14 protein-coding genes are annotated in these 14,626 nt (G+C 57.8%); 3 read left to right on the top strand and 11 right to left on the bottom strand.

All coding sequences use genetic code 11. The annotated features are described in order from the left end of the window. Positions 1-315: 315 nt before the first annotated feature. Positions 316-705: an SCP2 sterol-binding domain-containing protein gene (locus H8S59_RS02585; RefSeq protein WP_095093257.1), complete on the top strand. Its 390-nt coding sequence runs from the start codon at positions 316-318 to the stop codon at positions 703-705. On the opposite strand, the gene H8S59_RS02580 is transcribed toward H8S59_RS02585, so the two are convergent. From H8S59_RS02580 to H8S59_RS02530, 11 genes are all read right to left on the bottom strand, one after another. Continuing rightward, positions 702-2,663 (bottom strand): DUF7844 domain-containing protein, encoded by a 1,962-nt coding sequence (locus H8S59_RS02580; RefSeq protein ID WP_187520409.1) that lies wholly within the window; start codon positions 2,661-2,663, stop codon positions 702-704. The two genes, H8S59_RS02585 and H8S59_RS02580, sit on opposite strands and share 4 nt — an antisense overlap. Next, complete coding sequence (locus H8S59_RS02575) at positions 2,660-2,980, bottom strand: DUF2388 domain-containing protein (RefSeq protein ID WP_095093259.1); 321 nt, start codon at positions 2,978-2,980, stop codon at positions 2,660-2,662. Before H8S59_RS02575 ends, H8S59_RS02580 begins: the two co-directional genes overlap by 4 nt. Positions 2,981-3,016: 36 nt before the next feature. Continuing rightward, positions 3,017-3,322: a DUF2388 domain-containing protein gene (locus tag H8S59_RS02570; RefSeq protein ID WP_187520408.1), complete on the bottom strand. Its 306-nt coding sequence runs from the start codon at positions 3,320-3,322 to the stop codon at positions 3,017-3,019. Between the two features lie 103 nt (positions 3,323-3,425). After that, positions 3,426-3,743, bottom strand: coding sequence for a DUF2388 domain-containing protein (locus H8S59_RS02565; protein ID WP_027899871.1), 318 nt, complete (start codon positions 3,741-3,743; stop codon positions 3,426-3,428). 133 nt (positions 3,744-3,876) lie between these two features. Continuing rightward, positions 3,877-5,064 carry an MFS transporter gene (locus H8S59_RS02560; RefSeq protein WP_187520407.1) on the bottom strand — a complete coding sequence of 396 codons (1,188 nt, stop codon included), beginning with the start codon at positions 5,062-5,064 and terminating at the stop codon, positions 3,877-3,879. Between the two features lie 415 nt (positions 5,065-5,479). Next, a complete protein-coding gene (locus H8S59_RS02555; protein ID WP_027899874.1) occupies positions 5,480-5,695 on the bottom strand; it encodes a DUF1127 domain-containing protein in 216 nt (71 codons plus the stop codon). Positions 5,696-6,012: 317 nt separating this feature from the next. Beyond that, positions 6,013-7,506, bottom strand: a complete 1,494-nt coding sequence (gene scpC, locus H8S59_RS02550) for a succinyl-CoA:acetate CoA-transferase ScpC (protein ID WP_187520406.1) — start codon at positions 7,504-7,506, stop codon at positions 6,013-6,015. A 181-nt stretch (positions 7,507-7,687) separates the two neighbouring features. Beyond that, positions 7,688-9,133, bottom strand: a complete 1,446-nt coding sequence (locus tag H8S59_RS02545; RefSeq protein WP_187520405.1) for an NAD(P)(+) transhydrogenase (Re/Si-specific) subunit beta — start codon at positions 9,131-9,133, stop codon at positions 7,688-7,690. Then, entirely contained in the window at positions 9,133-9,453 is a 321-nt protein-coding gene (locus H8S59_RS02540; protein WP_027899877.1) for an NAD(P) transhydrogenase subunit alpha part 2, read from the bottom strand. Before H8S59_RS02540 ends, H8S59_RS02545 begins: the two co-directional genes overlap by 1 nt. A gap of 10 nt (positions 9,454-9,463) precedes the next feature. Next, positions 9,464-10,585, bottom strand: a complete 1,122-nt coding sequence (locus H8S59_RS02535; protein WP_187520404.1) for a Re/Si-specific NAD(P)(+) transhydrogenase subunit alpha — start codon at positions 10,583-10,585, stop codon at positions 9,464-9,466. Between the two features lie 424 nt (positions 10,586-11,009). After that, on the bottom strand, positions 11,010-11,921 hold the full coding sequence (locus H8S59_RS02530) for a LysR family transcriptional regulator (protein WP_187520403.1): 912 nt from the start codon (positions 11,919-11,921) through the stop codon (positions 11,010-11,012). Between the two features lie 153 nt (positions 11,922-12,074). On the opposite strand from H8S59_RS02530, the gene H8S59_RS02525 reads away from it, so the two are divergent. Then, complete coding sequence (locus H8S59_RS02525) at positions 12,075-13,256, top strand: acyl-CoA dehydrogenase (protein WP_187520402.1); 1,182 nt, start codon at positions 12,075-12,077, stop codon at positions 13,254-13,256. An 11-nt stretch (positions 13,257-13,267) separates the two neighbouring features. Continuing rightward, entirely contained in the window at positions 13,268-14,488 is a 1,221-nt protein-coding gene (locus tag H8S59_RS02520; protein ID WP_187520401.1) for a CaiB/BaiF CoA transferase family protein, read from the top strand. Positions 14,489-14,626: the final 138 nt, after the last annotated feature.

Genomic DNA, 14,626 nt, shown 5'->3' with positions numbered 1-14,626 from the left:
GTAGATCGTATCGACCCCTGTGGCCGAGCTTGCTCGCGATAGGACTAACTCGAACTCAGACCGCGTCATCGTTTATCGCGGGCAAGCCCAGCTCCCACATAGACACTCACCAAGTATTCTTCGCCAGAAATACCGCCCTCCCGGCTAAAGTCGGTCCTACGGGATTGCAGGCCAACATAGAATCTCCTCCGGGTTTAGCGCGACTTCAATGTGACCAATAAGTCACGAAAAGTTATACATCTCCTCCGAATTTGCTGCTGAATAGCATCGAACAAGCAGCTACACTCTCGGCCCGATATTCCTTCGAGCATGCCCATGAAATTTCGTTTTCTACTTTGGATGCTGGGCCTGTTGATGGCGCGGGCCAGTCGCACTAATCCTGCGTTTCAACAGCAGTTGGCAGGCAAGGAATTGACCTTCGTGCTGCAGACCGCTGATGGTAAGGTCGCACGGCATTTTGTGGTCAGTGGGCAGCGGGTCAGCAGTGCTTCGGGCGTGATTGCAGAGCCCGGCTTCGCGATTATCTTCAAGGACGCCGCCTACGGCTTCGCCACCCTGCAAGCCAAAAACAAGCAATTGGCGTTCATGCAGGGCATTCAGGACAAAGACATTCAGATCAAGGGCAATGCCGGTCTGGTAATGTGGTTTCAGGGCTTGATGAAGTACCTGAAACCACGCAAGAAAAAACAGCCGGTCAAAGCTTAAGGCAGCTCCAGGCCGCCACCGGCTTTGTGCAGTGCCCGCAGGTGTTCACTGAGCTGCTTGAGGTTGGCCTCGTTGGCGGCGATTTCTTTGGCGCGCTCGGGTTCAAGCAGGGCTCGGACTTCTTTATCAAGGTCACCGGTCAGGCGCTGTAGCTGCTTCTGGCGCTGGCTGCTTTCGTCTTCCAGGCGTTTCCATTCTGCTGTTTGCGGCAAGCCGTAGCCGCCACTGTCGAGCAGTTCGGCCGGACGACTGAGGAAGCCGCTGCTGGCGAGAATTTCCTGCAAGGTACCAGTGGCTTTGGAGACGCTGCCGTCTTTCTGCTCACGGGCACTGAGGTAGCGTTGCTTGACTTCATCCTGAGCTAACAGCAACTGCCGACGCAGGCTGGCTTGCTCAAGCAGCAACATGGCCGCGCTGGTGCGCAGGTCCGCTTGCGGTAACCAGGGCTTGCGCTCTTCGGCAGACAGCGACATCCATTCTTCAACAGAGGTCTGCTTGATCGGCAGGTGCTTCCTCAGCACGTCGAACATTGCTTGATAGCGGTCGCGATAGGAGTCGAAACGGTAGCCTTTGCGCAGCGCTTCCTTGGGATCATCCAGCACGCTGGTGTCGGCCAGGCCTCGGCCTTTAAGCACCTCAAGCAGGCCGTTGGGCAGGATGCTGTCCAGGTCGACCAGCTTGGGATTGTGGGTGCCGCTGCGCAGCAGTTTGAGGTTTTCCACGGCGCAGTTGTTGGACAGGAAGAAGTAGTTGCCGTCGTAACTCCAGTGCATTTCAGCGGCGTGCTGCACCAGTCCTTCGATTTCCGGACGGGACAGTTTCAGCGGCACCGAAGCCAGACTGCGCAGTTCGGTCTTGGTGTATTCATCGATCACCTGTGCCAGTGGCAGCACGAACAGCCGTGACGGGTAGGCACCCATCAGACCGTCCCAACTGGACAGTTGAACGTCACCGACAAACGCGCGATACGACAGCACCAGATGTTGGTCCAGATCGAGGCGGCAGTCGGGTCCACGTGGACGGCCGGGTTTGCAGATGACCAGCCGCAACATGCTATGGCCCCAGCGGCTCATCATGTTCTGGTTGGCTTCGGCCAGCAGGTAATCCACCTCATACACCCGCTCGGGGTCGAGTTTGCCCAGTGGCTCACGACCGAAGTCGTTGCCTGCGTTCAGGTATGGGTAGAACGACGGGCACTGTTCTTTTGCGGCAGGTGCCCAGCCGAATTGTTCTTTGTAGTAGGCGTACAGCGCTGGACGACGGCAGACATAGGCCGGATCGAGCAGGAAGTACTCCATGTTGACCGCAACGAATTCCAGCGGGCTGGTGGTTTCATAGATGTCTGGGCTGCGTGCAACCTGGCCGTTGTGTTCTTCGCGATCACCGCGGCGGCCGACGTATTGCGGCCAGCCTGCCAGGTCCAGCAGGCGCGGGTCATCGCTCAGCGTGAAGCGGCGGTCAGTCTGGCCCCGGCAGTAATCAGGCAAGCCGACTTTTCCCAGCGAGCTACTGCGTCGTCCGCACTGGAAGATCACCGAGCGTTGGGCCGGTGACCAAAGGCGCGCGCGGTCGTAGATGTGAGTCAGCTCGTGCAGCACGGTGGCGAGCATTTCTCTGCGCACCGTGCCGTGGGGGCGATTGGTCTGTTTGGTCGCGGCGCTGCCGTCGGTCAATCCCGCCAGCAGATTGGTATTGAGGTCGAGGCGATAGGGACCGGATGCCTGGCCATATGCATTGGCAGGCATGTCGGTGGACCAACGCACGTCGACACTTCGATCCAGATCTTTGACAAAGCTGGGCGGCAGGGCACCGAGCGCTTCATCCAGTAGCGTCTGGGTGGCTTTTTGCTGCGCAGGGCTGAGGTCGCTGGCATCCAGCGACAGGCTCAGGTCAGCGAAGGCAGACGTGCCAAGCAGAGACAATGCGCCTGCCAGCAGCCAGACGCAAAGGCGCCTCACAGAGCGAGAATGGCTTCGGCGAGCACTTGATCACTGGCACCGCGCGCTTCTGGCAGGCGGGTGCGCAGCATGTCGAACGCTGCGTCGAGTTGCGCGCCGTGGATATCGCCACCGCTGGCAACGTAGCTGGCCGCGTCGTCCTTGGCCTGGACCACGATTTTGGAGTCGCGGATCGAGGTGGTGGTGTCGGACGTGAAGTCGATGGTGCGACCGAAAGCGCGCACGATGATGTTGCTGGTCTGCACGACGGTTTGTGCTTGAGCGACATCAGCCAGCAAAAACAGGCCCAGGGTGGCAGCAATCAGGGGGGTACGCATGGAAGGTCTCCAAGTAATGCAGAAGAGGTGAAGTGGCTATTGGACGAGGATTGCTTGCGCGAGTTCGAGGTCGCTGACACTAAGTTTTGGATCAGCCTGGCGCAGGGCCGTTAGCGCTGATTCCAGGCGTGCTCCCAGCAGTTCGCCGTCACTGGCGACAAAAGCCGCAGCATCATCCTGCGCGGCAACAATCAGCTTTCTATCAAAGGGCGCGGTCGTCACTTTGCTGGTGACGTAGCCTGTTATGACCAAAGATTGCGTGGTGGTATCCAGCGCCTGGGCCGGTGCGGTCCAGAGCAGGCACGTTATCGGGGTGATGAACAGCAGCGGCAGTAAACGCATGGCTCTCTAACACTTGCAAAAACGAGTCGCAAGGCTAGCGCAATGGCCGGTCTAGAGCCAGCCTGACAGCCTGAGCGGATGCCCGGGCTGTCAGGGCGCGACGTCAGATGGCCAGAATGGCTTGGGCCAGTTGAGCGTCAGAAGCTTGCAGTTGTGGTGCGATCTGGCGAATGTGCTGGAAAGCATTTTCCAGGCGGGCGCCACGGATTTCACCGGCGCTGCCTACAAACGTGGCGGCGTCATCGCGGGCTTCGCGAACGATTTTGTCGTCCCTGAAGGAAGAGCTGACGTCAGAAGTAGCGTTGGTCGTTGAATCAACGGTGCGCACCATGGCATCTGTTGTTACAACAAAGCTGGTGGCATTGGCGCCGGTAGCAGCAGTCAGCAGGACAGCGGCACCTAGCAAGCGAAGACGGGACATGATCGGACTCCATTGGAACAGAAAGCGATATTAAAGAAACATGGGGTAACCCGGCTGTTTCGTGAAGGCCGTGACAGAACTCATGGTACGGGACTGCCCAAGCCTAGCATGGCGGCGCTGTGGAGGGTGTTTCCTATATTCTACGTGCATTTTCCAACAGAGCGTCGTTGAGCCATCTGCCCAGGCTGATGACCCAGACCAGCAGGGCAATCAAGCCGGTGCTGAACAGCATTCCATTGACCCCGCCGTGAACGATGAGTTTGCCAGCAATGAAAGGAAAGCCGAACACGCCCAGAAAATACGCCAGGCTGAAAAGCACTAATGACTGCGCGGTAAGCCCCGATGGCGCTTCGTTGGCAGCAAGCCCGTTAATGACCGAATAGTTGAGCCCATAACCGACGCCGAGCATTGCAGCCGCCACGCCGTAGCTCAGGCTGTCGTGAACCCACTGTCCAAAGCCGATGACGGCAATCAGCATGATGGCGCTCAACACGCAGGACGCCGCAAAAGGGTTGCGCTTGACCACCCAGCTCGCAATCAGCAAGCGGCAGCAGATGGCCGCCCCCATGAAGCAGACGAAAAACATCGAGTAATCAAGCCCCAGACTTGAGGCGTAGCTGGTCTGAAAGCTGCCCAGGCCACCGAAGATCGCGCCACCCAGGCCCACCATCAGAATCGAAAAAGCTGCTCTGGACGTCAGCACTTTGCGTACCGAACCGAAGCTGATTTGTGCGCGGTCTGTACGGTTGATGATCTGGCGTTGTCCTGTGCGCCAGAAGTACATCCCGCCTGCCACTGCCATGGCCGCAGCACAGAAAAAAGCTGTCTGTATCGGTAGCCCGAAGATGCTTGCCAGCTTTCCCGCCAAAGGCCCTGTGCCAATACCCGTAAGCATGCTGCCCGATAGCAATGCGAAGCTATGGCTGCGGCGGGCAGGTTCAACCATGCCCGCCACCATAATGGGCCCCAGGGTATAGAAGACTCCCCAGCCGAGGCCGAGCATCAGGGCGCAGGCCATCAGCCACGGGCCGAGGCTGTCTGCAGTCGCGAATCCCAAGGACGCCGCCGCCAGAAAGCTTGCCCCCAACGCTATACAGCGCGCAGGTCCCCATTTATCCGTCAGATGCCCAGAGCCCAGCACGGCTGCAATAGTGCTGATCATCGCGACGGAAATCACCTGGCCCGCATAACGCTCATCCCCGCCGAAGGATTTGATCAGTAGCGTCAGGAGGAAGGTTGAGCCATATGAGACCGAAAGCAGCAGGCTTGCGATGCAGAAGGCGCCAAAGCTTGAAGGCTGGCTGGGTGGAGAATGGGTCATGCGCGTATCCATGCGTGGTGGTTTTGGCTTTTTAGCACTGACGCGCTTGGCGTTAGTTGGTGAAGTGGCGGAGTGAAGGTCGAGGGATTTATAACAAACTGTACCTGTTTTATGTTGGCTTTAAATAACTGTACTTGTTCGGGCTGTTTAGCTTTGATTTCGGTCTTTAGCCGTTTACCTCCATCCAATACCGCGAATGGGAGCGCACTCCCTGTAGGAGCTGCCGAAGGCTGCGAATGCTTTGAAGCTGACATACCGCCATCGCAGCCTTCGGCAGCTCCTACAAGGCGAGGCCAGAGTTTTTGACGTTCCAGAAATGACAAAACCCGTCGGCAGTTACCTGCGACGGGTCTTGTATGAAGCAATTCGGGTTGCTGGTGAGTGACCTTGGAAGGTCAGGACCAGCGTGCGCCAGTTAGCGCCAGAACGGCTTGCTCAGCTCTTCGTAACGTTGCGATTCGCTGATACCTGCGTCAGCCAGCAGACGTGCATCCAGGCGGGCCAATTGGTGGCGGCTGGACAGGCGACGTTGCCAAAGCATCAGGTTAGCGAAAGCGCGAAGAGGCCATGCAGCTTTTGCGGTTGTAGCGGTGTTTTCGTGGAAAAGGTCGGAACTGAGTGTACGTTCCATGGTGTGCATCCTTCCGCTTGTGGCGGGCTAGAGAGTGATTTAACTGGTGCCCATCTTCCTCCGAGTTGGCCAGTCTCTCTAGACACAGTTCAACTGTATTGTGCGAGTTCAGTTAACTGTTTAAAGGCACTGTTTTGTTCCTATTTGGGGCAACTGTATCGGTCTGCACATTTTTGGTGCATTTTGTGCGCTGATTTGGTGAAACCCTGTTTTACCCCCTTCAAATGACCGGTACAGCAGTACAGTTTTTTCAGTATTGGCTTTTTTGGTCGGGTTGCGAGGCAGAAAACTGTATTGCTGCCTCGCAACTGTTTGCTTTAGACGGGAAGCATGCTCCCTGTTTCGTCCAGGCGAGAGTGCCAACTCAGTGCTTCGCGGAGCACATGCGGGGTGTGTCCCCCTTTAAGGCAAGCGGCAGCAAAGTAAGCGTTGAGAGCGTCCCGGTAAGCTGGATGTACGCAGTTGTCGATGATCACTCGGGCGCGTTCCCGGGGTGCCAGGCCGCGCAAATCCGCCAGGCCTTGCTCGGTCACCAGAATGTCCACGTCATGCTCGGTATGGTCCACATGGCTGACCATCGGCACGACGCTGGAAATCGCGCCGCCTTTGGCAATGGATTTGGTCACGAAAATGGCCAAGTGCGCGTTGCGGGCAAAATCGCCGGAGCCACCAATGCCGTTCATCATGCGCGTGCCGCACACATGGGTGGAGTTGACGTTGCCGTACAGGTCGAACTCAAGCGCGGTGTTGATGCCGATGATGCCCAGGCGCCGGATGATTTCCGGGTGATTAGAGATCTCTTGCGGGCGCAACATCAAGCGCGACTTGTAGCGCCCGAAGTCGGCGAATACTTCAGCGTGTTTGCTGGCCGACAGGGTCATGGAGCTGCCCGATGCGAAACTCAGCTTGCCCGCGTCGAACAGTTCGAATGTCGAGTCCTGCAGGACCTCGGAATACATCGTCATGTCGTGGAAAGGCGAGTCCACCAGACCATGCATGACGGCATTGGCGATGGTGCCGATCCCTGCCTGCAGCGGCATCAGCTTGTTGGTCAGCCTGTCCTCGCGCACTTCGTTTTTAAAGAACTCCACCAGGTGATTGGCGATCGCCTGGGTGTCCTGATCCGGAGGCAATACCGTTGAGGGCGAATCGGGTTGGTTGCTGATCACGATGCCGACGATTTTTGCCGGATCGATCTGTACCGCCGGATTGCCGATGCGCGTGTCAGCTTGCAGCACTGGAATGGGCAGCCGGGTAGGGCGATAGGAAGGAATGTAGATGTCGTGCAGGCCCTCAAGCTCCAGAGGCTGAGCGAGGTTGATCTCGACGATGACTTCCTTGGCCAGGATCGCAAAGCTGGCGGAGTTGCCCACTGAGGTACTGAGTACCAGATGGCCGTCTTCGGTAATCGCTACGCACTCAATGATTGCCAGATCCACGGCCTTGATCTGCCGGTTACGCAGTTGCTCGACCGTGTCAGACAGGTGGCTGTCGATGAACATCACCGAGCCGTCGTTGATAGCCTTGCGCAGGGTGCTGTCGACCTGGAATGGCGAGCGACGCGACAGCACGCCGGCTTCGGTCAGTTGTTTGTCCAGGTCGTTGCCCAGGCTGGCGCCGGTCATCAGGCTGATCTTGAGCGGCGACAGCTTTGCGCGCTCGGCCAGTGCGTGGGGTACGGCTTTGGCTTCACCTGCTCGGGTAAAGCCGCTCATGCCAATGGTCATGCCGTCCTGAATCAAGGCGGCAGCGTCGGCCGCGCTCATGACCTTATTCATCAGAGAGGGCAAGCGGATACGATCACGGTACATGGGATTCTTGTCTCGGAGGTGGAAGCGAAGTCCAAGTCTAGAGAGTTGGACTGTGTTCGTCCCGCTACCAAGGTCGCATTGGAGGCTCTAATTAGCGGGTTTCAAAGCAAAACACTGTTGCGCAGAATGTAAAAAGCCCCGGCGTTTTCGCGCCGGGGCTCGGGTTAAACGCGCCTGGAGACTACGCGTTGTCGACCGCCTTAACCATGTCCTCGATCACCTTTTTGGCGTCTCCGAAGACCATCATGGTTTTGTCCAGATAGAACAACTCGTTATCCAGACCAGCATAACCGCTGGCCATCGAGCGCTTGTTGACGATGATGGTTTTGGCCTTGAAGGCTTCCAGAATCGGCATGCCCGCAATTGGCGATTTAGGGTCGTTCTTGGCTGCCGGGTTGACCACGTCGTTGGCACCCAACACCAGCACCACGTCCGCCTGACCAAACTCGGAGTTGATGTCTTCCATCTCGAACACCTGGTCGTAAGGCACTTCGGCCTCGGCGAGCAGTACGTTCATGTGGCCTGGCATACGTCCGGCAACCGGGTGGATCGCGTACTTCACTGTCACGCCGTGGTGAGTCAGCTTCTCGGTCAGCTCTTTAAGCGCGTGCTGCGCCCGGGCAACTGCCAGGCCGTAGCCCGGAACGATGATCACGGTGTCGGCGTTGGTCAGCAGGAAGGTTGCGTCGTCGGCCGAGCCGGACTTCACCGGGCGGGCTTCTTTGGCGCCTGCCGGACCTGCATCGTCAGTCGCACCGCCGAAGCCGCCGCCAATCACGTTGAAGAACGAGCGGTTCATGGCTTTGCACATGATGTACGACAGGATCGCACCGGAAGAGCCCACCAGAGAGCCAGCGATGATCAGCATCGAGTTGTTCAGCGAGAAACCGATACCGGCCGCTGCCCAGCCCGAATAGCTGTTGAGCATCGATACGACGACAGGCATGTCGGCTCCGCCAATCGGGATGATCAGCAGTACACCGATCACGAAGGCCAAGGCCAGCATGATGGCGAACGCGGCGAGGTTGCCGGTGAACATGAAGAACAGGCCGAACGCCAGGGTAGCCAGACCCAATACCAGATTCAGCTTGTGCTGCCCGGCGAACTGTACCGGTGCGCCCTGGAACAGGCGAAACTTGTATTTGCCGGACAGCTTGCCGAACGCAATGACCGAGCCGGAGAAGGTGATTGCACCAATCGCCGCGCCCAGGAAAAGCTCCAGACGGTTGCCCGCAGGAATAGCATCGCCCAGGTTTTTCACGATGTTCAGCGACTGCGGCTCTACCACTGCTGCAATGGCAATGAACACTGCTGCCAGGCCGATCATGCTGTGCATGAAAGCAACCAGCTCAGGCATCTTGGTCATTTCAACGCGCTTGGCCATGATCGAACCCGCGGTGCCACCCACCAGCAGGCCGATTACGATATAGCCGATGCCAGCCGAGGTGTCGGACAGGGCTGCCAGTTTGTAAACCAGGCCAATGGTGGTCACGACGGCCAGACCCATGCCGAGCATGCCGAACAGGTTGCCGCGGCGTGAAGTGGTCGGGTGCGACAGGCCTTTGAGAGCCTGAATGAAGCAGATCGCCGAAACGAGGTACAACAAGGTGACGAGGTTCATGCTCATTACTTCGCTACCTCATCTTTGGCTTTCGGCGCTTTTTTCTTGAACATTTCCAGCATGCGTCGGGTGACAAGGAAGCCACCGAATACGTTAACGGCAGCCAAAGCCACGGCCAGGGTGCCCATCGTCTTGCCCAGCGGCGTGACGGTCAGCGCAGCGGCCAGCATCGCGCCGACGATGACAATCGCCGAGATGGCGTTAGTCACGGCCATCAGCGGTGTGTGCAGTGCTGGCGTTACGTTCCAGACCACGTGATAGCCGACGTAGATCGCCAGCACGAAAATGATCAGGTTGTAGATACCTGGGGAGATCAGCTCTTCCATTGTTTTATCCTCAGCCGTTCTTGCGGATGACTTGGCGGTCGCGGCACATCAGGCACGCGGCAACAATGTCGTCTTCCAGGTTGATGTGCAGCTGACCGTCCTTGTCGAACAGCAGCTTCATGAAGTCCAGCAGGTTGCGGGCGTACAGGGCCGATGCGTCTGCGGCGACCAGCGCGGGCAGGTTGGTGTAACCCACCAGCGTGACGCCGTGCTCGACAACGACCTGATCAGCCACAGTCAGCGGGCAGTTGCCGCCTTGTGCAGCAGCCAGATCGATCACCACAGAGCCGGGCTTCATCTCGGCCACGGTTTCGGCGCTGAGCAATACCGGCGCTTTGCGGCCCGGGATCAGTGCGGTGGTGATGACGATGTCCGACTGCTTGGCGCGCTCGTGAACTGCAACCGCCTGACGCTGCATCCAGCTGGCAGGCATCGGGCGGGCGTAACCACCCACACCGACGGCACACTCACGCTCTTCATCGGTTTCGTAAGGCACGTCGATGAACTTGGCGCCCAGAGATTCGATTTGCTCCTTCACGGCAGGGCGGACATCGGAAGCTTCAACCACGGCGCCCAGGCGCTTGGCAGTGGCAATCGCTTGCAGGCCAGCCACGCCAGCGCCGAGTACCAGTACTCGCGCAGCTTTGACTGTGCCCGCTGCGGTCATCAGCATCGGCATGAAACGCGGATAGTGATGAGCGCCCAGCAAAACGGCCTTATAGCCCGCAATGTTGGCCTGGGACGACAGCACATCAAGGCTCTGCGCGCGGGAAGTACGCGGCGCGGCTTCCAGAGCAAATGCGGTGACACCTTGCTCGGCCATCTTGCCGATGGTTTCGCTATTGAAGGGGTTAAGCATCCCGACAACGATCGCGCCGCTCTTGATCTGCGCCAGTTCGCTGTCGTTCGGCGCGCAGACCTTGAGCACTAGCTCGGCAGCCAGCGTATCGGCGGCGGTGCCAATGGTGGCGCCTGCTGCCTGGTAAGCGCTGTCCGTGACGCTGGCAGTGATGCCCGCTCCACTTTGCACCGTAACCCGATGGCCTTGGGCGATCAGCTTCTTGATGGTTTCGGGGGTTGCAGCAACCCGCTTTTCACCCGACTGGGTCTCCAGAGGAACGCCAATGTGCACGTGTAATCTCCTGCGTGATCTTCTTGTTTTCTTCAATTAGGCCAGCGCACTTCAGCAAGTACGACTGGGGCTGCCGATCAGCATGATCCCGCCATTTCCGGGCGGGGCGCGGCATTTTGCAGGCGAAGTTTGGTACCTTCAATTCATTTTGTAACGAGACGATAAATTAACTACAAGTCATCCCGTGACCAAATGTCGCAGCATTCGGCTGCGAGCCCTTAATTGCTGGGCCTTACAGGGAAAGTAGTCGAAATATCAGAAAACCCTGAATCCGGTTCTGGAATCAGGGATTTTGAGGAAGAATCGGGCTGGGCATCAGGCAGTTTGTGGCTTAGAGGCCTTATTTTTCATGCGGAGATAGGAGAGTCTTTATGCGACAAAAACTTATATCTGTAGGTTTTGTGAGGGCATGACTACACAACTATCAGGCTTTTTTAGAGCTTTCACGCTCATAAGTCCTGGCTTGCTCTACAAGCCAGTCTCGAAATGCGCCTAGTGAAGCCGATTCCACTTTGCGCACCGGAATCATCAGGTAGTAGGCCTTGGGGCTGGCGAGTGCGTGCGGGTTGGCGATCACGAGTCGCTGCTCTTTCAGCTCGCGCTGTATAAGGAAGGGCGGGATCAGGGCGATGCCCATTTCGTGGCTGGCAGCTTGGGCTAGCATGGAAAACAGCTCATAGCGCGGGCCTGTCATGTCCCGTGCGACGTTCATCTCCAGTCCGCTGAACCATTGTCGCCAGGCGTAGGGGCGGGTGGTCTGTTGCAGCAGCGGTAGAGTCGCGATTTCTGCTGGGGAGAACTGGCTCCGTTTGCCTAATAGAGCGGGGCTGCAGACCGGGACGGGGTTTTCACCCATCAGCCGGTAGGACTCGGTGCCTGGCCATTCGGCATCACCAAAGTAGATAGCGGCATCGAAATCAGTATCGGCAAACAGAAACGGTCGGGTTCGGTTGGTGAGGTTCACCGTGACGTCGGGCTGGTTCTGCTGGAAGTCCTTCAGGCGAGGCAGTAGCCATTGGGTGCCAAACGTCGGTACGACTGCCAGCTCAATCGCGTTGGCGCCTTGGTTGCCCATCACTGACAAGGTGTCGCGCTCTACCGCGTCCAGTTGCGTCGCGACACGCCTGCTGTAGGACAAGCCCGCGTCGGTCAGCTTCACGCCCCGCCGAGAGCGTCGGAACAGTTCTATGCCGAGGAAGGATTCGAGGCTGCCGATCTGTCGGCAAATGGCGCTTTGAGTCAGGGACAGTTCGTCAGCGGCTTTGGTGAAGCTCTCATGGCGAGCGGCGGCCTCGAAACTGACGAGTGCAGCGGTGCTGGGAATTTTGCGACGCATGTACGCAGCCCTCACTAATCACAGCCGATATGGGTCTTGTTATGAATCTCGGAGTGAGAAATTAGCACAATAGCGTGCAGATTCATCGTTTGTGAGGTCGTCGTGTCAGGTCTAGGATCAACCCATAACTATTTCAATGATTGAGGATGGCTCATGGCTGGCAAGGCAAGCTTTAACTGGATCGATCCCCTGCTGTTGGACCAACAGCTCACGGAAGAAGAGCGCATGGTGCGAGAAAGCGCGGCGCAGTTCGCCCAGGACAAGTTGGCGCCCAGAGTGCTTGAAGCCTTTCGCCATGAGCAGACCGATCCTGCGATCTTTCGCGAAATGGGTGATATCGGCCTGCTCGGTGCGACTATCCCGGAAGAGTATGGCGGCAGCGGCCTCAATTACGTTTGCTATGGATTGATTGCACGAGAGGTCGAGCGCATCGACTCGGGTTACCGTTCCATGATGAGCGTGCAGTCCTCGCTGGTCATGGTCCCTATCAACGAGTTCGGTACTGAGGCGCAAAAGCAGAAGTATCTGCCAAAGCTCGCGTCCGGCGAGTGGATTGGCTGCTTTGGTCTGACGGAGCCTAATCACGGGTCTGACCCTGGTGCGATGATTACCCGGGCAAAGAAAGTCGACGGCGGATACAGGCTTTCAGGCAGCAAGATGTGGATCACCAACAGTCCGATCGCCGATGTGTTCGTGGTCTGGGGTAAGGACGATGAGGGTGACATTCGCGGCTTTGTGCTTGAGAAGGGTTGGGCCGGGCTGAGTGCGCCGGCTATCCATGGCAAGGTCGGTCTGCGCGCCTCCATCACCGGCGAGATTGTCATGGATAACGTCTTTGTCCCTGAAGAAAATATCTTCCCGGATGTGCGCGGCCTTAAAGGGCCCTTTACGTGTCTTAACTCGGCTCGTTATGGCATCTCGTGGGGCGCTTTGGGGGCGGCCGAGTTTTGCTGGCACACGGCGCGGCAGTACACCCTGGATCGTCAGCAATTCGGGCGTCCATTGGCGGCCAATCAGTTGATCCAGAAAAAGCTGGCGGACATGCAGACTGAGATCACTCTGGCGCTGCAAGGCTGTCTGCGTCTGGGGCGTATGAAGGATGAGGGCACGGCAGCGGTTGAAATCACTTCGATCATGAAGCGTAACTCCTGCGGCAAATCTCTGGACATCGCCCGTATGGCTCGCGACATGCTGGGCGGTAACGGTATCTCCGATGAGTTCGGCATTGCCCGGCATCTGGTCAACCTTGAGGTGGTAAATACCTACGAGGGGACTCATGACGTACATGCGCTGATTCTCGGGCGTGCGCAGACCGGCATTCAGGCCTTCTATTAAGGAGGTCGGCAATGGGGGCGCTATCGCATATCCGCGTGCTGGATTTATCTCGTGTCCTGGCCGGGCCCTGGGCGGGGCAGATACTGGCTGATCTGGGAGCCGAGGTCATCAAGGTCGAACGGCCGGGCAGTGGTGATGACACTCGCGCGTGGGGGCCTCCATTTCTGAAGGGTGCTCAGGGCGAGAGCACCAGTGAGGCGGCTTATTATCTGTCGGCTAACCGGAACAAGCAGTCCGTCACCATCGACTTCACGTTGCCTGAGGGGCAGAAGTTGGTCAGGGAGCTGGCAGCAAAGTCCGACATCCTGATCGAGAACTTCAAGGTCGGCGGTCTGGCTGCTTACGGACTGGATTACGCCTCACTTAACGCAATCAATCCGCGTCTGATCTATTGCTCTATAACCGGCTTTGGACAAACCGGCCCCTATGCGAAGCGTGCAGGGTACGACTTCATGATTCAGGGGCTGGGTGGTTTGATGAGCCTGACCGGGCGTGCTGATGATCAGGAGGGGGGCGGTCCGGTGAAGGTGGGGGTTGCACTGACAGATGTGATGACCGGAGTCTATTCAAGCACAGCGATACTGGCTGCCTTGGTGCATCGTGATCAGAGCGGGCTTGGTCAGCATATCGATATGGCGTTGCTGGATGTGCAGGTGGCCTGTCTTGCAAATCAGGCGTTGAACTACCTGACTACCGGCGTTGCTCCTACTCGTTTGGGTAATGCGCATCCGAACATCGTTCCTTATCAGGACTTCCCCACGGCTGATGGCGACTTCATCCTGACAGTGGGTAATGACGGCCAGTTCAGGAAGTTCGCTGAAGTGGCCGGGCAGGCGCAGTGGGCGGACGATCCAAGATTCCTGACTAACAAGCTGCGGGTCGCCAACAGGGCGGAGTTGATCCCTCTGATTCGTCAGGCGACCGTATTCAAGACCACTGCACAGTGGGTGAGCGAGCTGGAGGCTGCGGGTGTGCCTTGCGGGCCTATCAATGATTTGGCTCAGGTGTTTGATGATCCGCATGTGCAGGCGCGAGGGCTTGCGATGAACATGCCCCATGCGCTGGGCGGGAGTGTGCCTCAAGTGGCCAGCCCCATACGGCTGTCTGTGACGCCAGTTGAATATCGGCGTGCGCCGCCTTTGTTGGGTGAGCACACTTCAGAAGTGCTGGAGCGCATATTGGGGTTGTCGACGCCGGAAGTGGTCAGACTGCAGCAGGCTGGTGTGCTGTAGCGCTTCTATATATAGGCTCTCTATATAGAAGAAGGGCTTTATAAGGTTTTTCATGGAAAGCACAAATTAGCTATTGACGGCCTCTCAGATCTCTCTATAATTCGCACCTCTTCTGGCGCAGACAGAACGAAAAACTCC

The sequence above is a fragment of the Pseudomonas folii genome (genome assembly GCF_014357575.1).
Classification (GTDB): Bacteria; Pseudomonadota; Gammaproteobacteria; order Pseudomonadales; family Pseudomonadaceae; genus Aquipseudomonas; species Aquipseudomonas folii.
Note: the sequence above shows the minus strand (reverse complement) of the source record. Positions and strands in the feature narration are given on the sequence as shown.

Coding starts and splice junctions, on each gene's coding strand:
- H8S59_RS02540 (WP_027899877.1), bottom strand. CDS start 9,453: ATGGAAGAGCTGATCTCCCCAGGTATCTACAACCTGATCATTTTCGTG.
- H8S59_RS02560 (WP_187520407.1), bottom strand. CDS start 5,064: ATGACCCATTCTCCACCCAGCCAGCCTTCAAGCTTTGGCGCCTTCTGC.
- H8S59_RS02525 (WP_187520402.1), top strand. CDS start 12,075: ATGGCTGGCAAGGCAAGCTTTAACTGGATCGATCCCCTGCTGTTGGAC.
- H8S59_RS02585 (WP_095093257.1), top strand. CDS start 316: ATGAAATTTCGTTTTCTACTTTGGATGCTGGGCCTGTTGATGGCGCGG.
- H8S59_RS02520 (WP_187520401.1), top strand. CDS start 13,268: ATGGGGGCGCTATCGCATATCCGCGTGCTGGATTTATCTCGTGTCCTG.
- H8S59_RS02575 (WP_095093259.1), bottom strand. CDS start 2,980: ATGCGTACCCCCCTGATTGCTGCCACCCTGGGCCTGTTTTTGCTGGCT.
- scpC (WP_187520406.1), bottom strand. CDS start 7,506: ATGTACCGTGATCGTATCCGCTTGCCCTCTCTGATGAATAAGGTCATG.
- H8S59_RS02545 (WP_187520405.1), bottom strand. CDS start 9,133: ATGAGCATGAACCTCGTCACCTTGTTGTACCTCGTTTCGGCGATCTGC.
- H8S59_RS02570 (WP_187520408.1), bottom strand. CDS start 3,322: ATGCGTTTACTGCCGCTGCTGTTCATCACCCCGATAACGTGCCTGCTC.
- H8S59_RS02530 (WP_187520403.1), bottom strand. CDS start 11,921: ATGCGTCGCAAAATTCCCAGCACCGCTGCACTCGTCAGTTTCGAGGCC.
- H8S59_RS02555 (WP_027899874.1), bottom strand. CDS start 5,695: ATGGAACGTACACTCAGTTCCGACCTTTTCCACGAAAACACCGCTACA.
- H8S59_RS02565 (WP_027899871.1), bottom strand. CDS start 3,743: ATGTCCCGTCTTCGCTTGCTAGGTGCCGCTGTCCTGCTGACTGCTGCT.